This is a genomic window from Actinomyces sp. oral taxon 897 (assembly GCF_002999235.1).
In the GTDB taxonomy this organism is placed as follows: Bacteria; Actinomycetota; Actinomycetes; order Actinomycetales; family Actinomycetaceae; genus Actinomyces.
The window spans coordinates 2099667-2121080 of sequence record NZ_CP027236.1; the positions used below are offsets into that span (position 1 = coordinate 2099667).

General features: G+C 72.8%; 16 protein-coding genes. 9 read left to right on the forward strand and 7 right to left on the reverse strand.

Going from position 1 to position 21414, the window contains the following annotated elements; genetic code table 11:
- Positions 1-68 precede the first annotated feature (68 nt).
- The 3 genes from C3V41_RS08435 to C3V41_RS08445 are packed head-to-tail and all read left to right on the forward strand — an operon-like array spanning position 69 to position 3079.
- On the forward strand, positions 69-1424 hold the full coding sequence (locus tag C3V41_RS08435; protein WP_106109901.1) for an oligosaccharide flippase family protein: 1356 nt from the start codon (positions 69-71) through the stop codon (positions 1422-1424).
- Positions 1421-2140 (forward strand): CDP-alcohol phosphatidyltransferase family protein, encoded by a 720-nt coding sequence (locus tag C3V41_RS08440; protein WP_106109902.1) that lies wholly within the window; start codon positions 1421-1423, stop codon positions 2138-2140. The genes C3V41_RS08435 and C3V41_RS08440 overlap by 4 nt, the downstream gene beginning before the upstream one ends.
- Before the next feature lie 54 nt (positions 2141-2194).
- Positions 2195-3079, forward strand: a complete 885-nt coding sequence (locus C3V41_RS08445) for a hypothetical protein (protein ID WP_106109903.1) — start codon at positions 2195-2197, stop codon at positions 3077-3079.
- A gap of 135 nt (positions 3080-3214) precedes the next feature.
- Here the strand turns inward: C3V41_RS08445 and C3V41_RS08450 are convergent, their stop codons facing one another.
- The gene (locus C3V41_RS08450; RefSeq protein WP_106109904.1) at positions 3215-4462 is read right to left on the reverse strand and encodes a glycosyltransferase family 4 protein; all 1248 of its coding nucleotides are present in this window, start codon (positions 4460-4462) and stop codon (positions 3215-3217) included.
- 65 nt (positions 4463-4527) lie between these two features.
- Entirely contained in the window at positions 4528-5661 is a 1134-nt protein-coding gene (locus C3V41_RS08455; protein ID WP_106109905.1) for a glycosyltransferase, read from the reverse strand.
- A 208-nt stretch (positions 5662-5869) separates the two neighbouring features.
- Between C3V41_RS08455 and C3V41_RS08460 the strand changes: the two genes are divergently transcribed.
- The 3 genes from C3V41_RS08460 (at position 5870) to C3V41_RS14410 (ending at position 10125) form a co-directional block, all read left to right on the forward strand.
- Positions 5870-6514 (forward strand): hypothetical protein, encoded by a 645-nt coding sequence (locus tag C3V41_RS08460; protein WP_106109906.1) that lies wholly within the window; start codon positions 5870-5872, stop codon positions 6512-6514.
- A 621-nt stretch (positions 6515-7135) separates the two neighbouring features.
- Positions 7136-9112 (forward strand): hypothetical protein, encoded by a 1977-nt coding sequence (locus C3V41_RS14405; RefSeq protein ID WP_254423539.1) that lies wholly within the window; start codon positions 7136-7138, stop codon positions 9110-9112.
- Positions 9091-10125: a LamG domain-containing protein gene (locus tag C3V41_RS14410; protein WP_254423540.1), complete on the forward strand. Its 1035-nt coding sequence runs from the start codon at positions 9091-9093 to the stop codon at positions 10123-10125. Before C3V41_RS14405 ends, C3V41_RS14410 begins: the two co-directional genes overlap by 22 nt.
- Here C3V41_RS14410 and C3V41_RS08470 read toward each other — a convergent pair.
- On the reverse strand, positions 10109-11119 hold the full coding sequence (locus C3V41_RS08470) for a glycosyltransferase family 2 protein (RefSeq protein WP_106109907.1): 1011 nt from the start codon (positions 11117-11119) through the stop codon (positions 10109-10111). The two genes, C3V41_RS14410 and C3V41_RS08470, sit on opposite strands and share 17 nt — an antisense overlap.
- A 104-nt stretch (positions 11120-11223) precedes the next feature.
- Between C3V41_RS08470 and C3V41_RS14415 the strand changes: the two genes are divergently transcribed.
- Positions 11224-13350 (forward strand): glycosyltransferase, encoded by a 2127-nt coding sequence (locus tag C3V41_RS14415; RefSeq protein ID WP_368033254.1) that lies wholly within the window; start codon positions 11224-11226, stop codon positions 13348-13350.
- Positions 13351-14603: 1253 nt separating this feature from the next.
- On the opposite strand, the gene C3V41_RS08490 is transcribed toward C3V41_RS14415, so the two are convergent.
- Genes C3V41_RS08490 through C3V41_RS08500 form a run of 3 tightly spaced genes read right to left on the reverse strand, consistent with a single transcriptional unit; the run spans position 14604 to position 17169 of the window.
- Positions 14604-15239: a Wzz/FepE/Etk N-terminal domain-containing protein gene (locus C3V41_RS08490; RefSeq protein WP_106109909.1), complete on the reverse strand. Its 636-nt coding sequence runs from the start codon at positions 15237-15239 to the stop codon at positions 14604-14606.
- 19 nt (positions 15240-15258) lie between these two features.
- Complete coding sequence (locus tag C3V41_RS08495) at positions 15259-15747, reverse strand: hypothetical protein (RefSeq protein WP_106109910.1); 489 nt, start codon at positions 15745-15747, stop codon at positions 15259-15261.
- A 30-nt stretch (positions 15748-15777) separates the two neighbouring features.
- A complete protein-coding gene (locus C3V41_RS08500; RefSeq protein WP_106109911.1) occupies positions 15778-17169 on the reverse strand; it encodes a glycerophosphodiester phosphodiesterase in 1392 nt (463 codons plus the stop codon).
- Between the two features lie 108 nt (positions 17170-17277).
- Here C3V41_RS08500 and C3V41_RS08505 point away from each other — a divergent pair, with 108 nt between their 5' ends.
- Entirely contained in the window at positions 17278-18435 is a 1158-nt protein-coding gene (locus C3V41_RS08505; protein ID WP_106109912.1) for a glycosyltransferase, read from the forward strand.
- A 7-nt stretch (positions 18436-18442) separates the two neighbouring features.
- On the opposite strand, the gene C3V41_RS08510 is transcribed toward C3V41_RS08505, so the two are convergent.
- Positions 18443-19162 (reverse strand): TetR/AcrR family transcriptional regulator, encoded by a 720-nt coding sequence (locus tag C3V41_RS08510; RefSeq protein WP_106109913.1) that lies wholly within the window; start codon positions 19160-19162, stop codon positions 18443-18445.
- Between the two features lie 561 nt (positions 19163-19723).
- Here C3V41_RS08510 and C3V41_RS08515 point away from each other — a divergent pair.
- Entirely contained in the window at positions 19724-21208 is a 1485-nt protein-coding gene (locus tag C3V41_RS08515; RefSeq protein ID WP_106109914.1) for a MalY/PatB family protein, read from the forward strand.
- The last annotated feature ends 206 nt before the right edge of the window (positions 21209-21414 follow it).

Below are 21414 nucleotides of genomic sequence, written 5' to 3' on the forward strand. Positions count from 1 at the left end.
CGGATGCTACGGTGGCGCCCACCCGCCCCACCCAGGCGGCAGGCAGGGGACCTACGAGGAGCAGCCGGATGCCACGAGCCAGTACGACCACCGGGGCGTGGGGCTCAGTGGGCCGCACCGCCCTGGCCAAGGTCCTGGTCATGGGGGTCACGGGGGCGTTCGGCCTGGTCAACACCCGTCTCATTATTAGCCACTTCGGCACCGACGCCTACGCGCAGTACGGGCTGCTGGCCACCTTCCCCACCCTCATGCCCTTCACCGACCTGGGGATCGGCGCCGTCATCCTCAACGCCGTGGCCGGCTCGGTCGACCCCGCCCACGACTCCACGGTGCGCCGCACCGTCACCACGGCCATCCGGGTCCTGCTGGCCTCGGCACTGGTCATCTGCACCGTCGGCGTGGTCATCGGCCTGCTGGGGCTGTGGCCAGCCCTGCTGGGGGCCAAGCTCATGGACGGGGGCGGGACCACGGCCACGCTCTGCCTGGTCATCTACGGCCTGGCCCTGCCCCTGTCCATCGGCCAGCGCATTGTCATCGGCCTGGGGCGCTCAGCCACCCAGGTCATTAGCCAGGGCATTGTCTCCCCGGCCATGAGCTGCCTGCTGCTGGCGGTCATCGCGGCCCGCCTCCAGGCCGGCAACGCGGTGTCGGTGCTGTCCTACCTGGCCAACACCCTGGTCTCGGTCGTCTGCGTGGTCATGGCCTGGTACACCACCCGCCCGCTGCTGCGCCAGGCGGTGCGCGACGTCCCCCGCCTGCGCAGCGCGCGCGGGGTGCGCATCCGGGGCACCGCCGGCCCCCAGCTGGTCCAGTCCCTGGTCATCCCCATCGCCTTCCAGACCGACCGCCTGCTCCTGTCCCACCTGGGGGCCTCGGACGCGCTGGCGCAGTACAACCTGGCCTCCACCCTGTTCAACCTGCTCACCCAGACCGTCATGGTGGCCGGGGTGGCCATGTGGCCGCTGTTCGCCCGGGCGCGGGCCCGCGGCAGGGTGGAGAGCCCCCTGGGCCCGGCCCTCTTCTTCGGCGTCGGGGGGCTGGTCTCCGGCCTGGGGCTGGCCGCGCTCACCCCCTGGGCGGCGTCGGTCATCTCCGACGGCCGCATCCACCTGCCTGTGACCCTTATCGCCGCCTACCTGGTCTACGTGGTCATTGAGGCCGCCAAGCAGCCCCTGGGCATGTACATGACCGACCCGCGGGGCCTGAGGTTCCAGGTGGTGCCGGTCCTGGTGCTGGTGCCGGTGAACTTCGCCCTGTCGTGGTGGCTCACCGCGCCCCTGGGCGCCGCCGGGCCCATCCTGGGCTCGGCGGTCTCGGTGCTGGTCTGCCAGCTCGTCCCCTACACCTGGTGGGTGCGCCGTGACGTGGCCCGACGCCGGGCCCTCGACCGCCCGTCCCCAAGCCACCTCGAGGAGAGTCTGTGACGACGACCGTTTCCGAGAACATCCGGGCACTGTCCCGGGCCCAGAAGTCCAGGGCGGGAGCGCCCCTGTACTCCCGGGTCGTCAACCGCCCCGTCGGCCGCGTGCTGGCCGCCGTCGCCCACCGCCTGGGGGCCAGCCCGGACCAGGTCACCGTGCTGTCGGCCCTGTGCACCTACACCGGTATCGCCCTGATCGCCCTGGTGCGGCCCACGCCGGTGGGCGCCGTGGCCACCGCGCTCCTCCTCATGCTCGGCTACGCCCTGGACGCCGCCGACGGCCAGCTGGCCCGGCTGCGCGGCGGCGGCTCGAAGGCCGGGGAGTGGCTGGACCACGTGGCCGACGTCATTAAGCTCTCCACCATCCACGGCGCCATCGCTATCTCCCTGTTCCGCTTCACCGACCTGCCCCCGGCCGCCCTCCTGGTCCCCCTGGCCTTCGGGGCGGTGCAGAACATCCACTTCTTCAGCTACATCCTCACCTACCAGCTGCGCTACCAGGGCGGCACCCCCCTGGCCAGGGACGAGTCCCGCCCCGGGATCCTCAAGTCGGTCCTGTCGGTCCCCACCGACTACGGGCTCATGTGCCTGGTGCTCATGACCCGCTTCGCGCCCACCGTCTTCCTGTGGGTCTACGGGCTCATGCTCGTGGGCTACGCGGGCTACGTGGTCCTGGCCCTGCCCAAGTGGTACCGCGACCTGCGCCGCGACGCCCGCTGACCCCCGCCCCGCAGGGACCCGCCCTGGGCGACCCCCCAGACTCCTAGGAGCACCATGGCACTGCTGACCGGCCGCAAGGCCCTCCTGATCCACACCGGCCGCCGCGACGGCCTGGGCAACCGAGTACGGGCCCTGCTGTCCGCCCAGGCCCTGGCCGAGGTGGAGGACCGGGACCTGTACTACGTGTGGAGCACCGACCGGTACTTCGGCCCGCGCATGGACCAGCTGTGGCACTTCGAGGCCGGCCGCCGGGTGGAGCGCCTGACCTCCCGGCTGCTGGTACCCGTGGCCCGCTACCGGCGCCCGGACGGGGTGCGGGTCACCGACTCCCTGCGCCGGGCCCACCTGTGGCAGATCCACTCCCACGGCCTGTACCTCACCTGGAGCGACCCCGCCTGGGGCAAGGACGAGCGGCCCCGGCCCTGGGACGCTATGCTGCGCGACCTGGTCCCCGTGGACAAGGTCGCCCAGCGCGTGCGCCGGGTCTACGACACCCACCTGCGGGGGCGCCCCTACGTGGGGGTGCAGGTGCGCACCCACGCCGTCTCCCACGCCAAGACCATCGAGTCCTCCCCGGTGGAGTGGTTCGCGACCCGGATGCGCCAGATCCGCGCCAAGCACCCCGGGGTCCCCTTCTTCCTGTCCTGCGACACCCAGGCGGCCCAGGCCCGTCTCACGGAGGAGTTCGACGGCTGCGTGGCCCTGGAGGACAAGGGCGGCTACAACACCGTCCAGGGGGTGCGCTCGGCCCTGACCGACCTCTACCTGCTGGCCAGCGCCCAGCACCTCATTGGCGCCTCCTACTCCAGCTTCGTGGAGATGGCGGTCTTCCTGTGCGACGCCCGCGTCCCCTTCGAGCGGCCCGACCAGCCCCTTGAGGGCGACCTGGACCTCTCCCTGGGCCTGGCCGACGACCCCCTGCGCCCCGCCCGGCGCTAGCACCCGGGGCGTGGGGCCGGGGCACGGTCCCAGACGCCCCCCACGCCCTGGGGGCCGGGCTAGCCCGCGCCCTGGGGGCCGGGCTCAGGGGCCCGGTGCAGGGGCGCCCCGGACCCGCCGCCGGGACCTGAGGGGCTAGGGGCCCAGGAGCCCGGTGACGACGTCGGCCATGGTGGCGCGGTAGCCGGCCACGCTGAAGCGCTCGGCCGCCCGCTCGGCCGCGCTGGCGGCCAGGTCGGCGGCCCAGGCGGGACGGTCGGCCAGCTCGGCCAGGGCCCCGGCCAGCGCCACCGGGTCCTCGGGGGCCACCAGCAGCCCGGTGGCCCGGTCGGTGACCACCTCCTCCAGGCCCTGGACCCGGGAGGCCACCAGGGGGCGCGCGGCGTGCATGGCCTCCACGGCCGTGTTCCCGAAGGGCTCGACGCGCGAGGGGACCATGACGACGTCGGCCTCCTCCAGCACCGGCCAGGTGGGGTGGACGTAGCCCAGGAAGGTGACCGCGCCGGCCAGGTCGGGGCGCGCGGCGCGCTGGCGCAGCTCGGCCTCGTACCACTCGTAGCCGGGGAAGACCGAGCCCGCCACCGCCAGCGTCGCCTGGTAGCCGAGCCCCCGCAGCCGGGCCAGGGCCTCCAGGGCCACGTCGGTGCCCTTGCGCGGGGAGAGGCGCCCCACCAGCGCCAGGCGCAGCGGGTCGCCCGGCGCCCGGCGCCGCAGCGGCGCCAGGGGGGCGTCGGGGGCGGGGACGCCGTTGTGGACCACCTGGGTCCGCCCGGCCAGGAGCGGCTGGGCGGCCAGGAGCGCCCGACGCGAGGCGTAGGAGTTGGTCACCACCCGGGTGGCCGCCAGGAGCGGGGCGTTCAGGCCCGCCCGCAGGACCAGGGCCTGGGTGTCCTCCGCCTCGTGGACGTGGACCAGGACCGGCACCCGGCCGGCCCGGCCCGCCAGCGGCCACCACGGCATGGTCACCGTGTTGACCAGGACCAGGTCGGCGCCGCTGGCACCCACCACGGCGTGGAGCCGACGCAGCTCACCTGCCGCCCCGGCGGCCAGGCGGGTCAGGCCGGAGGGGGAGAGCAGGGCCTTGCGCAGCACCGTGAAGGGCAGGACCGCCACCCGCGCCCCCGTCTCCTCCAGCAGGGGGCGCAGGAGCCCGTCCTGGGGCAGGGCCACCCTGACGTCCAGGCCGGTGGTGCGCAGGGCCACAATGGTCTCCACCAGCTGGCGGTCCGAGCCGTAGAGGTCCGGGTAGGGGTGGGCCACCAGGACCGTGCGGCCCCTCCTGCGGGTGGCGGGGTCCCGGTGGGGGGCCCGACCCTGGTCGGCCGTGGCGCCCGGGGCGTCCTGACCGCACCCTGCCTGACCGGTCACGTCCTGACCGGGCATGTCCCCGGGCCCAGCCTGACCGGGCCCGGGGCGCCCGCGCCGTCCGGGCCGGCGGCCGCCGGGCCTCACTCCTCGCTCCCTTCCGCCCGCCGCCCGCTGGGGCGGTGCTGGAGGGGGCCCTGGGCGGCCAGGCGCAGGCACAGCGCCTCGTAGCGCCTGGCCACGTCGTCCCAGTCGTAGAGCCGGGCGCGCTCGCGCGACAGCAGGCCCCGGGCCCGGCAGGCCGCGGGGTAGGCCTCGGCGGACTCGACCAGGTCGCGCACGGCGTCGCTGGTGGTCCAGTAGCGCCCCGCCTTGCCCACGACCTCCCGGTTGAAGGTGACGTCGTAGGCGTCCACGGGCGCCCCGGCCCCGATGGCGCGCAGGAGGGAGGGGTTGGTGCCCCCCACCGAGTGGCCGTGGTAGTAGGTCCGGGTCCCGGCGTAGAGCTGGTCGAGCAGCTCCTGGTCCCACAGGCCCCCCAGGAAGCGCACCCGCCCGTCGGCCAGTGCGTGGATCCTCTGGGTGTAGGCGGTGGCGTAGGGGGCCGAGCCGACCACCACCAGGGGCAGGCGCGCGTTGGAGCGGGCGTAGCCCTCCACCACCACGTCCACGTGGTTCTCCACCTCGAAGCGGGCCACGAGCAGGTAGTACCCGTCGGGACGCAGGTCCAGCTCGCCCAGGCGCCCCGAGCCGGGCGCCACCAGGGGCGCGCCGTAGGCGATGAGCTCGGTGGGGGCCCCGAAGACCCGGTCGTAGTACTCGGCGATCCCCTCGGCGTCGGCGATGAGGGCGTCCGAGCCGCGCACCGCCAGGGACTCCGCGAGCCGGTAGTAGCGCCGCCCGGCCGGCCCCCACTTGCCGCGCCTCCACTCCAGGCCGTCCACGTGGGTGGCCACCGGGATGCGCGCCGCCCGCAGCACGGGCAGGTAGGGGGCGTTGGCCGCGTTGAAGACCAGGGCCACGTCCGGGTGGGTGCGCCGCACCAGGTGCTGCACGCTCAGTCCCGTGTGGGACAGGGTCTCCAGGCTCCGACGCCGCAGCGCCGGGAGCTCGATCAGGCGCATACCCAGGTAGTTGGCGGGCAGCGGGGTGGCCGGGTCGGGGTTGCGGCAGTAGACCAGGACACGGTGGCCCATGTCGACCAGGCGCCTGCCGACCTCCTCGATGGCGGTCTCGAAACCACCGTAGTGGGCTGGCACGCCGCGCGTACCGATCATTGCGATGCGGAGGGACTTGAGATGCTTGATATCAACCATATGAGTAACCGCCATTGGACGTCAGCGGGCCCCCAGGATAACGTCTAGATCACGGCGCGGTGACCTCAGGCCCTTTCCGGGGTGTCGTAGCGGTGGTCTCGGGCCCTTTCCGGGGTCCCGTACCAGCACGGACGTCGCCTCGGACGATCCCGTGACGTACAGTTCGCTCATGACCCTCTCCCGTCCCTGCCTGGCTGGCCTCGGTGTGCTCAGTGCCCTGGCGCTCGTCCTGAGCGCCTGCGGCTCCTCCGACTCCCCCACCTCCTCGTCGTCCGACGAGCCGACACTGCCTGTCGGCACTGCCGACCCCACGACGGTTCCCACCGAGGTGGTCACCCCCGCCGCACCCGAGCCTACCAGCGCGTCCCCCACCCCGGAGGGCGAGGACGAGGAGGACCAGGACGGCCCCGTCGAGCCCCAGGCCCCCGCGGAGCTGGAGGCGGTGTCCATGGGCCAGGCGGTGCAGACGACCCAGGCGGTCCTGTCCGTGGGCGCCCCCCGCGTCAGCGACCTCGTGCCCCTGCCCGGGGAGAGGGGCGGGGAGGGGCTGATCATCCCCGTCACGGTAGCCAACAGCTCGGCCGAGGACCTCTCCCTGGAGGGCCTGGTGGTCTCCGTCTCCTGGGGCGCCGACCGCACCCCGGCCCCCCAGGTCACCGGGTCCTCCGACGAGGTCCCCGCCTCCGTGGCCCCCGGCCAGGCCGTGGTCATTGAGTTCGCCTTCCTGGTGCCCTCCGAGGGCCGCTCCGACCTGCGGGTCAGCGTGGGCCTGGGCAACGAGAGCGCGGCCGCGGTCTTCACCGGCTCGTCCTGAGCTGGCCCCCGGCGTCCTCTGGCGCCTGGCGGGGACGGCTGCCCTCATGAGCGCTGGCAGCGTCATCGCGTGGCACCCTCTAGCGCCTCCCAGGACGACCAGCCCCAGTGGCGGCTGACCCCAGGGCGCCTCCCAGGGACGGCCTGCCACCGAGCACCGGGCCCGCGAGCGCGGAGGTGCCCCCAGCAGCGAGGTCACGGGCCCCGTGGTGCAGGGCCGGGCCCGCGAGCGCGGAGGCGCCCCCCTGGGCGCCGCAGTAGAATGCGCACAGACTTGCCTGACAGGTACCTGGTGCTCGCCTGATACTCGTCTGAAAGTCGCCTGACAGGCACTCGGCGCTCGCCCGGCAGGCACCCAGGTCCTGCCCGGGCCCTGCCTAAGGATTCGCTCAGGCCCTGCTTACAGGTGGCTTCCGCCCCGCCGGATGCGCAGCCGCCGCGCTCCCTCGTCATCTGGCGCTGACCACCTGTTATATAGGGAGTACACTTGAACGCATTGTGCGAAGAGCACCGCCCTCTCCGCCACTCCCACCTGTTCCTCATCCACCCCATGAGTACCGGAGCGACCGTGAGCCCTCATCCCCGCCGCCGACTTTCCTTGACCGCCCTGTGCGCAGGGCTGGTGTCCCTTCTCACACTGACGGGGGTCCTGGCCGTGTCTCCCCCACCAGCGCGGGCGGACACGGAGGTGGCCGGCCAGGCAGCCGACCAGACCGTCTCGGCCGACTCCCTGCCGACCCCGCAGATCAACGGCGTCGTGTGGGACCAGGAGGTCGTGGGCAACACGGTCTACGCCGTCGGGGACTTCTCCAAGGCCCGCCCCGCCGGGGCCGCCCCCGGCACCAAGGAGGTGCCCCGCGCGGGCGCCCTGGCCTATGATATCACCACCGGCGAGCTCCTGGACTGGGCCCCCAAGGCCAACGGCACCGTCAGCGCCATCAAGGCGTCCAAGGACGGTTCCGTGCTGTACATCGGGGGCACCTTCACCAAGGTCAACGGCGCCAACGCCTACCGCCTGGCCGCCATCCGGGCCTCCGACGGAACCCGCGCCCCCCTGCGGGCGGGCACCAACGCCGCGGTCATGGACCTGGACCTGTCCCCTGACGGCTCCACCCTCTACCTGGCGGGCTCCTTCACCGAGGTCAACGGCACCCGGCGCCAGCGCGTGGCCGCCGTCAACCTGGCCACCCACAAGGTGACCTCCTTCTCGGCCCGCATCCCCGACCACTTCGTACGGGCCCTGGCGGTGGACCAGGCCTCGGGGGCGGTGGCCATCGGCGGTAACTTCACCTCGGTCAACGGCTCGACCAACCCCGGCTTCGGCCTGGCCATCCTGGAGCCCAACGGCTCCCTGCGCAAGAACAACGTCAACAAGTACGTCCGCAACGCCGGGCGCCAGGCGGGCATTATGTCGCTGGTGGCCGACTCCAAGGGCCTGTACGGGGGCGCCTACTGGTACAAGGAGAACCAGGGGACCTACGAGGGCGTGTTCCGGGCCAGCTGGACCTCCGGCGACGCGGACTACCTGGCCGACTGCCACGGTGACTCCTACGACATGTTCCCCACCGCCGACGTCGTCTACATCTCCAGCCACGCCCACGACTGCTCCAACATCGGGGGCTTCCCGGACAAGACCGGCCTGCGCCACGGCACCGCCATCACCAACGCCGCCACCGGCAAGGTCAAGACCAACACGGCCAAGACCTACGTGGACTTCGGCGGGCACCCGGCCCCCACGGTGCTCAACTTCTACCCCGAGTTCACCGTGGGCAACTACACCTCCGCCGCACAGGCCACCTGGACGGTGGAGGGCAACCAGGACTACGTGGTCTACGGCGGGGAGTTCGTGGCCGTCAACCGCAAGCCCCAGCAGGGCCTGGCCCGCTTTGCCCGGCGTGACATCGCCCCCAACCAGGAGGGCCCCATGGACAAGGGCGGGGCCTACAAGGTCTCGGCCTCCTCCCCGCGCGCCGGCGTGGTGACCCTGTCCTTCTCCACCAACTGGGACCGCGACGACGAGTACCTGACCTACGAGGTCTACCGCGACTCCCTGGACGGCACCCCGGTGTCCTCCCAGACCGTCTCCTCCCTGCCCTGGGCCCGCACCCAGCTCTCCGCGATCGACACGGTCGACCCCGGCTCCACCCACCGCTACGTGGTGGTGGTCAAGGACCAGTGGGGGGCCAGTACCCGCTCGGACTGGGTCAAGGTGACCGCCACCAACGGCCAGGCCCTGTCGGAGTACGGTTCCCAGGTGGTACGGGACGGGGCGGTGAACTACTGGCCCCTGGACGACTCCAAGGCCGCCTCCGAGGACCTGGTGGGCAGCAGCCCCATGAACCTGTCCTCCAAGGGCGTCCAGCGCGGCGCCGCCTCCCTGCTGCCCTCGGGCAAGGCCGTGTCCTTCCGCTCGACGTGGTTCTCCGACGGCCACGCCAGCACCTCCAAGGCGGCACCGGCGCCCACCACCTTCTCCACCGAGCTGTGGTTCAAGACGGAGACCACCTCCGGGGACCCCTCCTGGGCTACGGCTCCTCCGCCTCCGGCGCCTCCAAGAACAGGGACCGCGTCATCTACATGCGTAACAACGGCACCCTGAGCTTTATGACCTACCCCGGCAAGGTCACCACCCTGACCACGGACAAGTCCTACAACGACGGGCGCTGGCACCACGTGGTGGCCACGCTGAGCCCCACGGCGGGCAGCGTGCTCTACGTGGACGGCAAGGTCGCGGCCCAGGACGCCACCATGACCACCGCGCAGTCCTTCAGCGGCTACTGGCGCCTGGCCGGGGACAGCGCCTCGGGCCTGGCGGGCAAGCCCTCCAACGACTACTTCACCGGCACCGTGGACGAGGTGGCCGTGTACGGCTCCGCCCTGAGCGCCGACGCCGTGGCCGCCCACTACGCCCTGGGCACCGGCGCCGAGGCGCCCAAGCCGGACAAGCCCGGTAAGCCCAACCCCGAGCCGCCCGAGCCGGGCGTGCTGCTCAAGGACACCTTCTCCCGCACCACCGAGCGCGGCTGGGGCAGCACCGAGTACGGCGGGGACTGGACGGTGGACTGGTCCGCCACCAGCTTCTCGACGGACTCCTCCCACGGCGTCATCAATATGCCCGCCCCCAAGGCCTCCACCTCCATCCACAGCCCTGTGGTGGACTCCACCTCGACCGACGCCACCGTGGACCTGTCCCTGGACGCCGTCCCCGGCGGTAACGGCGCCTACGTCACCTACGCGGGACGCCAGACCGCCGCCGGGCGCTACCAGGCCTCCGTCCGGTTCTCCAAGGACGGCACCCAGCTGACGGTCTCCAAGGTGATCAAGGGCAAGGAGACGGTCCTGGGGACGGCGTCCCTGGAGGGCGCCTACACCCCCGGTGACACCCTCCACCTGCGCCTGGTCCTGGACGGGGCCGAGACCACCACGGTGCGGGCCAAGCTGTGGACCGGCGCCACCGAGCCCGAGGCCTGGGGCGTGGACACCACGGACGGCGAGGCCAGCCTGAACAAGCCCGGGACGGTCGGCCTGAGCACCTACCTGTCGGCCTCGGCGGGGGCCGCCGAGAAGGCCAAGGTCCTGGTGGACTCGATCGTGGTCAGGAAGGGCTCTTGACCACCTGAGCCCCCTTGCGCGGCAGGGGCGCGTCGGGATCCGGAAGGGTCCCGGCGCGCCCCTTGCGCAGCAGGCGGTAGCCGTCCCAGGTGGCCTTGAGGGCCGTCAGCAGGGGGCGGGGGGTAATGAGGAGCTGGCGGGCGCCCCCGCGCATGACGATCTCCCAGCCGGCACCCAGTGCGGTGCGCAGCCACCGGTTCTGGGTCTGGCGGTCCAGGTTCAGGGCGGCGTAGAGCAGGCGGTTGCGCACGTTGTAGTAGTAGTAGGTGTCCGACTTGGCCCGCATACCCTGGTCGGGGGTGGCGTGGGTGGCGCCCTCGTCGTGGGTGGCCAGGGAGTCGCGCACCACCCTCAGCTCCCCGCCGACCTCCAGGACGCGGGTGCACAGGTCCACGTCCTCCCAGTACAGGAAGTAGCGCTCGTCAAAGCCGCCCACCAGGTCCAGCAGCTCGGTGCTCAGGACCAGGCAGGCGCCCGAGATCCAGTAGGAGGTCCCGCCCGGGGGGATCGGCCGCTTGGAGCGGCGCGAGCGCATGGTGCCGTCGCCCAGGCACAGGGTCGTGCCGTCGGCGACCACCGTGCCGTAGGTGTTGGTCATGAGCGGGGAGACCATGGTCATGGGGGACTCCGCCACCACAATGAGCAGGTTGCCCAGATCCTGGCGCGAGATGGTGGCGTCGGGGTTGAGCAGCACCAGGATCGTGGCCCCCTTGGCGCGGGCGTACTCCATGCCCCGGTTCATCCCGCCGCCGAAGCCGACGTTGCTGAGCGGCGCCACCAGGTCCCAGCCGCGGGAGCGGGTCAGGTTGCGCATACGCCTCTGCTCCAGCTCGTCGGTAGAGTTGTCCACCACGACCACCAGCGACTCAGGGGCCTGGGTGGAGACGGCACCCAGGTTGCGTGACAGGAGATCGGAGGAGTTGTAGGCCACCACGATAATGGCAGAGCGCCTCAGTGCAGCGCGCTGCCGGGCGCGAACCTCCATCTCGTCCATGTGCGGGCGCTCCTTCTATCCTTGGTTGCTATAGACGCGGGCCCTCCCGCCGTGGCACTTGACACCGTGTGGTGCCGTGGGGCCGGGCCCGGGAGGGAGGGACCGTGGAGACCCAGCATGCCACCATCGCGATGCTCACCTACCAGCGCAACACCCTACTAGCGGCGGTGCTGCCGGCGCTGCTGGACCAGGCGGGCCGCTCACCGGTCCCCACGCGGGTCCTGGTGGTGGACAACGACCCCTCGGGCCAGGCGGCCCCGGTGGTGCGGGCCGCGCAGGAACGGGCCCGGGAGCAGGGCGTCGTGCTGCGCTACGTCCACGAGCCCGTCCCCGGGATCGTGGCCGGACGCAACCGCGCCCTGGAGGAGTCCGGGGATGACCTGCTAGTCTTTATCGACGACGACGAGGAGCCCGGGCCCGGCTGGCTGGAGGCCCTGCTGGACGCCCACGAGCGCCTGGGCTGCGAGGCGGTGACCGGCCCGACGCCACCGCGCTTCACCCGCCCGGCCAGCGCGTGGGTGAGGCACAGCGGCGCCTTCGACTCCTGGCAGGCGCCCGACGGCGGCGTCGTGACCAGCGCGGACACCGGCAACCTGCTGCTGGACCTGGGCGCGGTACGCCGGATGGGCCTGCGTTTCGACCCCCGGTACGGGCTCAGCGGCGGGGAGGACTCCCTGTTCACCCGCCAGCTGAGTCAGGCCGGCGGCACCATCCGCTTCGCCGCCGACGCCGTGGTGACCAAGATCGTGCCCGAGGGGCGGGCCCGGCGCCCCTGGGTGCTGCGACGCTCGCTGCGAGCGGGCTCGTCCTGGGTGAGCGTGCGGCTGGACACGGCCTCGGGCTCGCGTGCGCGGCTGCGCGCCCTCTACGCCCTCAAGGGGGTGGGCCGGGTGGGGCGGGACTGGCCTCGCGCCCTGGTGGGGCGGGCCCGCGGGGACGTGGCGGCCTGGGCCCGCCACGAGGTCTCCGCCTGGGGCGGGGTCGGCATGGTGGTGGGGGCCCTGGGCGGGCGCGTGCACGAGTACGGGCGATCCCCCCACGCCTTTCGCGTGAGGGATCTCATGAGCGGCAAGGCCCGTCGGCGCCCCGCGGGCACCGGCTCCGGACCCCGCACCCAGTCCCCTGCCCGGCCCGCTTCCTCGGCCCCGCACGCCGGTCCCGACACCCCGGCCCCGCACGCCGCCGCTGGCCCGACCCGGCCTGGCACCCGGCCCGGCCCGGCCGCCAGCCCGGCTCCTCCCGGCTCCTTCCGGCCCGGTCACGCCCCGCTCCCCCCTGGCGGCACCCCGTCCCCGCGCGCCGCCGCCGGCCCCTCCGCCCACGGCCCCGTACGGGTCCTGGTGGCCGTGCCCACCTACCGGCGTCCGACGGACCTGGCGCGGGCCCTGCGCGGCGTGCTCGGCCAGATCCCCGACCTGCGGGGCGTGGCCGACGTCGAGGTCCTGGTGGTGGACAACGACCCCGCCGCCAGCGCCCGCGCCCAGGCCACCGGTGGACCGGTGCGCTACGTGGTGGAGCAGGTCCCGGGGGTGGCGGCGGTGCGCAACCGGGCGCTGGACGAGGCCCGCGCCCACGACCTGCTGGTCTTTATCGACGACGACGAGGAGCCCGAGCCTGGCTGGCTGGCGGCCCTGGTGGGGCTGCGTGCGCGCACGGGCTGCCAGGCGGTGGCGGGCCTGGTGGTGCCGGACTACGAGGTCGAGCCCGACGAGTGGGTGCGCCAGGGGGGGTTCTTCGTGCGCCGGACCTGGCCCACGGGCACCCGCCGGCCGGTGGCCGCCTCCAACTGCCTGCTGCTGGACCTGGGCTTCGTGCGCGAGCACGGGCTGCGCTTTGATGCGGACTTCGGTGCCACCGGCGGGGAGGACACCCTCTTCACCCGCCAGCTCACGGCGGCAGGGGGCACCATCCTGTGGTGCGACGAGGCACGGGTGCGCGACCACGTCCCGGCCTCACGCCTGGACCACGCCTGGATCCTGCGTCGGCAGCGCTCCCACGCGGCCACCGCGGTGCGCGTGGAGCTGGCCCTGGGCGGCTCTCCGGCACGGGTCCGGGTCCGGGCCGCCCTAGGCGGCGGGGCCCGGATCCTGGCGGGCGGCGCGGCGGCGGCGGGCGGGCTCGGGGGCGGGCTGCGTCGTCGGGCCCGGGGCGCCCGCCTCCTGGCCCGGGGACGGGGCATGCTCGACGCGGCGCTCGACCGCCCGGGACACCGCGAGTATGGACAGCGCTGAGGTGAGCAGGTAGCGCGGGCGCAGCGGCGGTATGGCGGGCACGAAGGCCGCCCCCAGGGTCAGGGCCAGGTAGGGGCCCAGGACCACCCAGGGGCCGACGGCGGCGTTCATAATCACCATGAGCACGGCGTAGACCAGCCAGGGGTGGACCCGGGCCGAGCCCAGGTCACGCAGGAGGACCCCCAGGGACATTATGACGAGCACGATCACCAGCAGCGCCCCGGGCAGGGAGCAGGCGGTCCACATGTCCGCAATGCCCGAGTGCAGCTCGAAGCCGTGCCCGAACATGTAGTGCAGGACGTAGTTGTTCTCCGGGTCGTACCCCAGGGAGGCCATGCCCTCCATGGCCACCCGCACGTCCTTGTAGCGGGGCCCCACCCCGGCGCCGTAGCCCCAGGGACGGTGCAGGAACAGGTTCCAGGAGGCGCCCAGCTCGGGGCGGGCGGCCAGCAGGACGCCGGTGGTCTCCGAGGACTGGGCCACGGTCCGCTTCTGGGCCTCCTCCCCCAGGACCCCGGCGGAGGAGGCCAGGATGACCCCGTAGGCGGCCAGGGCCAGGGTGACGACCACCGCGACCAGGCGCAGGGCCATCTGCCGGTGGGGGTGCCTGCTGGGGGCCTGGACCCGCTCGGGGCCCCCGTGCCACAGGACCACCAGCAGCACAATGAGCAGGAACCCGGAGGCCGCCCGGGCGTCGTTGAGCACGAAGAGCAGCCCCAGCACCACCGGTGCCACGGCCTGGACGGCACGCCCCCGGTTGGCCACCAGCGCCAGGACCAGGGCCGTGACGGCGGGAACCACCCCCACCTTCCAGGCACCGGGGTTGCCGAGCTGCGGCAGGACGTCCAGGAGCATGCTGGTGCCAATGGCCACGGCGACGGCGTTCAGGCCGATCCGGCGCGCCCCCCAGGCCACCGCGGCGGCCACGCAGGGCAGGGCGATGACCCCCAGGAGCACCGAGCGCCGCTGGGCGGGGAAGACCCGGAAGCTGGTGTCGACGAGCACGGACATGACCATGCCGGTGGCCGCGGCCGTGACGCACAGGAGGGTCAGGCGGGTAAAGACCCGCGAGTGCCTGATCGCCGACCAGGTCAGGGGCAGGATCGCGATGGCCAGGCAGTCTCCCAGGCGCAGCCCCCCGGGCAGGCCGACCAGGGAGCGCGTCCCGACCACGACCATGAGGGCGAAGATCGCGACCTTCTGCTCGCGGCTGGTGACCCGCTCCGAGCTGGCGACCGCTACAGCGGCTGAGGTCATGACCGCCCTGGGGCGGACAGGGAGGCGACGGCCCGCCGGGTGGCGCGCGCGTCCAGCCCGACGGCGAACCCGGCACCAATGAGCAGCCCCGCGGCCAGCCCCAGGAAGGCGGTGGTCAGGCGGGAGGTGCCTCCCGAGTGGGTGGGCACGGTGGGGTCGTCCACCGAGGTCAGGGCCAGGGGGGAGTTGTCCTCCCCCGCCTTGAGGGACATCTTGCCCACGCGCTTGCCGAGCGCGTCGACCTCCGCGGCCGCCAGGTCGTGGGCCAGGTCTGCGGCGGTGGCGGTGGCACGGATCTCAATGAGGAGGGTGCCGACCGGGTTGGTCAGGGAGATGGCCCCTGCCACCCGGCCCGGGTCCGCCCCGGTGCTGCGGGCCACCTCCGCGGCCACGCTGCGGGAGTTACCCAGCTCAATGAGGGTCGGCATAATGGTGCTGGTCAGCGCCGCGGAGCCGGTCAGGCCCTGGGAGCCGTCGTTCTGCGAGGTGTAGACCAGGACACTGGTGGTGGAGGTGTACTGCCGGGGCAGGAAGGAGCCCAGGCCGAACCCCAGCAGGGCTCCCATGAGCGCGTGGGCGGTGACGAGGATAATGTGCTTACGGAGAGCCGCAAGAATGCGGTCTGGTTCCATGGGTGGCGGTTCTCCGGGATCAGCTGACGGTGACGGACAGGCCGGCGTCCTGCTCGCTGAGCAAGGGGACGTCGGGGATGAGGCCCCAGCCCGGTAGCAGCACCTGGACGGGGTCGTTTCCCTCCAGGGCGGCGAAGACGACGAAGGCCTCCGTCATGTCCTGGGGGGCCGAGCCCTGCGCCCGGGTCGCGGTGCGGTCCTGGGGGGCCAGGGCGGCCCCGCGGCTGACCGACACCAGGCGGACGCCGTCGGCCTTGAGGGAGGAGCCGTCGGTCTTGAAGGCGCCGCCGCTGGTCAGCAGGGAGGCCTGCGCGGTGGGGGCGGCCACCCGCACCACGATGAGGTCCTCGTGGCGCACGACCGGCCCCACCTCGACGGGTACCGTGTCCGGGGAGTCGGCACCGACCGCTGCGGGCAGTGCGGCGGGCTCCTGCGCCGCCGCGGTCCCGGCCAGGGCCAGGGCGGGCAGGCTCGCGCTGACGGCGAGGAAGGTGCGTCTACTCAGCATGGGGGATCCTTCTGTGTGGGTGCGGGGACGTCATGGCCGGACCAGGCCGTCCACGGCCGAGCACATGGCGCCCACGGCGCCGTGCCCGATGCAGGCGTCCAGGGCCGCCTGGCTGGGGCAGATGTGGCCCAGGATCGGCTTGCCGTAGGTCGCGGCCTTGGCCCAGGTGCTCTCGGGAGCGTCCCAGGGTACCCCAATCAGGTCCCAGTGTCGTGCCCAGGCCTCGGCCCGGCCGTCGTCGATGGAGTCGGCGTACATGTAGCCCCAGGTGGTGAAGCCCTGGCGCCTCCAGATGTCGGCCAGCCAGGCGGCGTCCCCGGAGAACTTCAGGATCGTGCGCTCGGGGTCCAGCCACGGAAGGTAGGTGGCGTGCTGGGCGGCGCTGTACTTGGGGTCGATGAACAGCACGTGGTCCTGGCCGAAGGCGGCCTGGAGGTCCTGGAGGCAGATAATGGGCTCGCCCACGGTGTGGTACTGGCGCACCTGCTCCCAGGTCATGGAGCCCACCGGGGTGTCGGGGGCGGTGGGGTCCACCCGCTGCAGGGTCTGGTCGTGCAGGGCGGCGGCGACGCCGTCGGAGGTCAGGGTGAAGGAGAGCTCCAGGGCCTCCACACCGCGCGACACGCTCTCGGTGTAGGCCTTCAGGCTCATCTCGGGCCAGTTGGCGCTGCCGCCCCGGTGGGCCACCAGCCAGGGGGTGGAGCGGGTCAGCAGGCCCGAGACGGTGGCCGGGGCGGAGGGGGAGACGTTCTGGGGGGTGGCGGGGGTGCGCTGGCCGTCGGAGCCGACGACGACCACCGAGGTGGTCTTCTGCTGCCCGGCGGCCTGGGTCTCCGGGGCGGGCTGGAGGGCGATGGAGGTCCAGGCGCAGGTGGAGCCCTCGGTGCCGGGGGTGAGCGTGCCGCCCTTGGTGGTCAGCAGGGCGCGCAGCGTGGACCAGGATGACAGGTTGCTGGCCACCCCGGGGTGGACCACCTTGGCCCCGTCAATGGTGAAGGCGTTGACGGGGGCCCACTGGGTGCCGTGCTCCTGGGCGACCACCAGGCCCGTGGTGGGCGGTGTGTCGGGGTCCGCCTGCCAGCCCGCGCACTGGGGGGTGCTGTCGGGCAGGACGCCGGAGACGGCCAGCAGCAGGGCCCGCTGGCGGGAGGTGTTGTCGGGGCTGGTGCTCCACCACTGCAGGTTGGTGGCGTCGTCAGGGCCGGTGGCCCAGCTCCAGGCGACCAGGCCGGAGCGGTTGCGGCTGGTGGAGCCGTCGGAGTAGACCGAGGTCCAGCCTGAGGGGACGCCGTCGCGTCCGACGTGGCCGAACTGGGAGCAGGTAATCAGGACGAGGAGGTCACCGGTCCGGGCCGACACACTCAACGGCGTGCCCTGTCCGGTGGTGGCCTCACCGTAGGCGGCCTGGCGGATAGTGATCACGAGACAATCTCCTTGAGTGGTTTCAAGCCATCTCATCCTAGCAACCAGGCAGTCCTCACGACAGGGTTACAGCTCGGTCACGACAAGGTCACAGTCTAGGCTGGTGCTATGCGTGAGTACCCTTCCGACCCGCCCCCTCTGACCAGGGTCGTCTTCCTCATAGACGACCTGCACCGGCCCAACGGGATCGTCTCGGCCACGGACCTGCTGGCCACCGAGATGAGACGGCGGGGGCTGGAGGTGGATCTGTGGTGCTTCGGCCCCTGCGACGACGACCTGCGAGACCGCCACCACGTCGTGAACCCCTTCCCCGGTCGGCGCCTGACCAGCAGGATGGCGGGGTTCGAGCGCTCCCGGCAGGGGCTGCGGCCGGTGCGCCGCGTGGTGGGCGCGCTGTGGTGGCCGCTGGTCCGGGTGTGGATGCACTGCCTGGCCAGCTCCTGGGACGAGGGCACGATGGTGATAGGGGCCGGCCTGGAGTCCACGCTCCTTCTGGCCCAGGCGGGGGTGAGGTCCAGGATCCTGGTCTCCCAGGTCCACGAGGACATGTCCAGCCTCACGCCCAGGCAGTGTGACCTGGTCCGTCAGGCCGCCCAGGTGTCCCGGGTGGTCTCGGTGCTCACCCCGTCGGGGATCGGCGCGCTGGCGGGCTGGGGCCTGGAGGCGGTGTGCCTCGTGGACCCGGCGCCCCCGCTGCTGGGCCGGGCGGACCCCGCCACCTCCCAGACGGTGGTCTACCTGGGCAGGCTGGCCCGCGCCAAGCAGGTGGACCACCTGATCGAGGCCTTCGCTGCCGTCGCCCCGGCGGGGTGGAAGCTGCGGATCTACGGGGACGGGCCGGCCAGGGAGTCCCTGGAGGCGCAGGCCGAGGCCAGCGGGGCCGACATCGCCCTGTGCGGGACGGTCCAGGACATTGGGAAGGTGCTGCGCGGGGCCGCCATCCACGCCCTGCCCTCACGCGCCGAGGGCCTGGGCATGTCGGTCCTGGAGGCGAACATGGTGGGGCTGCCCACGGTGGCCTACGACTGCACGGCGGGGATCCGTATGTCCGCCGGGCCTGACGCGTTCCTCGTGCCCAACGGGGACCGCCAGGCGTTCCAGGAGACGCTGGGGGCGCTCATGTCCGACGCCGAGGCGCGGGCACGGGCGGGAGAGCTGGCCTTTGAGTACGGCCAGAGCTTCGCGGCCCCGGTGGTGGTGAACCGCTGGTTCGCCCTGTGGGGGATGCTGAACCGCCCCCAGGGCCTAGGGCGGGAGCAGGGGTAGGCGGGCCTCAGGCCCGCAGGCTCCACTGGTCGCGGACGGTGTCCACGTACAGGCGGATCTCCTCCACCATCCCGGTGGCGACCTCCGCACCGGCGGCCGTGTCCGGCGTGGTGGCGCACAGCCACTGGATCTGGAGGCCGTCGCTCAGGGCGGTCAGGGTGCGGGCCACCATCCGGGAGGGCATCTCGGCGCGCACCAGCCCCTTCCTCTTGCCCCGCTCGAAGCTCTGCTCAATGAGGCGGATGGTTTCGGCCAGGTGGCCCGCCATCCAGGCGTGCCCCGGGTGGGTGGCGTCCAGGACGGTGGGGGTCATGGCCGTGTAGACGGCCACGAACTCACGGTGGCGCACGTTGCGCTCCATAATGTCCAGCCACTGGTCCAGGAAGATCCAGGGATCCTCCCCCTCGGTGGCCAGGAAGGCGATGACGTCCTCGGCGTCGCGGCGCTGGAGGACCTCGGCGAAGAGGGCGTCCTTGCTCGGGAAGTGGTGCAGGAGGCCGGCCTTGGAGATCTCCGCGGCCCGGGCGACCTGGGCCAGCGTGGTGCCCCAGTAGCCGTGCGTCCCGAAGATCGTGACGGCCTCAGCGAGGATGCGCTCGCGCTTGTCCTCGCTGCCCGTGCGGGGGCGGCCCGGTCCCCTGCCGGGCCCTCCCCTGCGCCGGTAGTGCGCGCGAGGAAGGGTCCTGCGAGGTCCAGACGATGCCGGTCTGCCGGATATGCTGGTCATGCCTGTATTGTTGCACGTCAAGCACACTTTGAGGTAAAAATCCCGGATCCGAAGGCCACAGGTTGGCCGTGAGGCGAACCTCAGCGCGCCACCGAGCGCACCCCGGTGGGCAGGGAGTATGGTGATGTCATGGCTGCTTCGACCCTTCTGACCTGCGCTTTGACGGTGCGCACCCCGGTCGTGGGTCGAATGCGCATGCGCTGACAGCGCCAGCCGTCGCTGTAGCCCCAATACGGTCAGAGTCCGAGCCGCGTGTGCTGCTCGTCGCACTCCGCGGGGGCCTGTGCCCGCCCCCGTGTTCATCCGCCCCCCAGACACCTTGACGGCGCCCTACCTCAGCCCCGCCGACCGCGCCGGTCCCGGGCTGGCTCCGGCCGACGTCGGGTCGGCTCCGGTCCACGTCCCGGGCTGGCCTTGGTCCACGCCCCGGAAGTTGGAGCTGGCCGCCCGGAGCTGGCCCGGCTCCGGTCGGAGCGAGGACCAGAGCGAGCTGGCCGCCCGGAGCGAGTCGACCCGGACGCATGAGGTAGCCGTCGCGCCACCGTCCCCAGGAGCCCCGCCATGACCACGACCGCACCCGCCCCCCTGACCACCGCGCCCACCCTCCCGGACGGCGGCCTCAGCAATACCTCGCCCACCCTCCCGGGTACCACCGCCCCGGGCACCGCTACCCTCCCGGGTAGCGCCGCCTCCCCGAGCACCCCGGGCACCGCACCCGCCGCCCTGGGAGGCGCCGACTTCCCCGGCGCCTCTCTTTCCGGCGCCACGGCCTTCCCCGGCACCTTCCTTCCCGACGCCCCCAGCCAGTTCGACCTTGTTGCCGACCGCCGTGGCACGGGGAGCCTGAAGTGGGACTTCGCCGCCCGGCGACGTCGGCCCCAGGACGCCCTGCCGTTGTGGGTGGCGGACATGGACCACGCCACCGCCCCCTGCGTGACCAACGCCCTGCTGTGGCGGGTGCGCCACGCGATCTTCGGCTACTCCGAGCCCGACGCCGCCTACGACCGGGCCCTGCGCAACTGGTTCTCCCGCCGCTACGACTGGCAGGTGGACCCGGAGTGGAACGTGGTGACCCCCGGCGTCGTGCCCGCCCTGGCCCTGGCGGTACGTGCCTGCACCGGTCCCGGGGAGGGCGTGGTCATTGAGGAGCCCGTCTACTACCCGTTCCGCCAGGTCGTGGAGGGTGCCGGGCGGCGCGTGGTGTCCGTGCCGCTGGTGCGAGGGGCTGACGGCGCCTACCGCCGCGACCTGGGGGCCCTGGAGCAGGCCCTCCAGGCCAGCGGGGCCCGCCTGCTCATCCTGTGCAACCCGCACAACCCGGTGGGTCGGGTGTGGTCACGCGATGAGCTGGCCGACCTGGCCGAGGTCACCGGCCGCCACAGGGTGACGGTGGTGGCCGACGAGATCCACGCCGACCTGGCCCTGCCCGGCTACCGGACCACCCCGTTCGCCTCCCTGGGGCGTCAGGTGGCGGCCCGGACCATTAGCTGCACCTCGCCGTCGAAGTCCTTCAACCTGGCCGGCCTCCAGGTGGCCAATATCCTCATTGCCGACCCCGGCCTGCGCGCCGCCTTCCGCACCGAGCTGGACGCCGTGGGCTACTCCCAGCCCGGCGTCCTGGGGCTGGTGGCCTGCCGCGCCGCCTACGAGGGCGGGGACGAGTGGCTGGACGCCCTGCGCGAGCACATTGCCCGCGCCCACGCCCACGTGGCCCGGCGCCTGGAGCGGATCCCGGGTATCACGGCCACCCCCTGCGAGGGCACCTACCTGCTGTGGCTGGACTGCACCGGCCTGCTGGCGGACACCGGCCTGGAGGCGGGTGAGCTGGACGCCTTCATGCTGGATCAGGCGGGCCTGTGGCTCGACGACGGCGCCGTCTTCGGGACCGGGGGCGAGGGCTTCACCCGCATGAACGTGGCCTGCCCCCGGGCCACCCTGGACGCGGCCCTGGACCGCCTGGAGCGCGCGGTCCAGACCCTGCACCACCACCCCCGCCCCCGTCCTCGCCCCCGCTCCTTCCGTGAGAACGGTACTTATTCGTCGTGAGAACGGTACTTATTGCTCGCGAGAACGGTACTTGTTTGCCGTGAGAACGGAAGGCGGTCCAGCTCTCAGGACCGCCCTGACCTCGGAGGCCAGCTGGCCCACGCAGACGGGGCACAGCGCTTCACCACCAGGGCCAGGACCAGGACCATCCCAGCTGCTCCACGCAGACAGGGCACGGCGAACTCGACGCCGCACAGACCGGCCTC

What these genes read in the sequence shown, in the direction of transcription:
- C3V41_RS08490 (WP_106109909.1), bottom strand. Translation starts at nt 15,239, where the DNA reads ATGGAACCAGACCGCATTCTTGCGGCTCTCCGTAAGCACATTATCCTC.
- C3V41_RS08455 (WP_106109905.1), bottom strand. Translation starts at nt 5,661, where the DNA reads ATGATCGGTACGCGCGGCGTGCCAGCCCACTACGGTGGTTTCGAGACC.
- C3V41_RS08450 (WP_106109904.1), bottom strand. Translation starts at nt 4,462, where the DNA reads ATGCCCGGTCAGGACGTGACCGGTCAGGCAGGGTGCGGTCAGGACGCC.
- C3V41_RS14410 (WP_254423540.1), top strand. Translation starts at nt 9,091, where the DNA reads ATGCGTAACAACGGCACCCTGAGCTTTATGACCTACCCCGGCAAGGTC.
- C3V41_RS08495 (WP_106109910.1), bottom strand. Translation starts at nt 15,747, where the DNA reads ATGCTGAGTAGACGCACCTTCCTCGCCGTCAGCGCGAGCCTGCCCGCC.
- C3V41_RS08505 (WP_106109912.1), top strand. Translation starts at nt 17,278, where the DNA reads ATGCGTGAGTACCCTTCCGACCCGCCCCCTCTGACCAGGGTCGTCTTC.
- C3V41_RS08515 (WP_106109914.1), top strand. Translation starts at nt 19,724, where the DNA reads ATGACCACGACCGCACCCGCCCCCCTGACCACCGCGCCCACCCTCCCG.
- C3V41_RS08470 (WP_106109907.1), bottom strand. Translation starts at nt 11,119, where the DNA reads ATGGACGAGATGGAGGTTCGCGCCCGGCAGCGCGCTGCACTGAGGCGC.
- C3V41_RS08460 (WP_106109906.1), top strand. Translation starts at nt 5,870, where the DNA reads ATGACCCTCTCCCGTCCCTGCCTGGCTGGCCTCGGTGTGCTCAGTGCC.
- C3V41_RS08445 (WP_106109903.1), top strand. Translation starts at nt 2,195, where the DNA reads ATGGCACTGCTGACCGGCCGCAAGGCCCTCCTGATCCACACCGGCCGC.
- C3V41_RS08510 (WP_106109913.1), bottom strand. Translation starts at nt 19,162, where the DNA reads ATGACCAGCATATCCGGCAGACCGGCATCGTCTGGACCTCGCAGGACC.
- C3V41_RS08435 (WP_106109901.1), top strand. Translation starts at nt 69, where the DNA reads ATGCCACGAGCCAGTACGACCACCGGGGCGTGGGGCTCAGTGGGCCGC.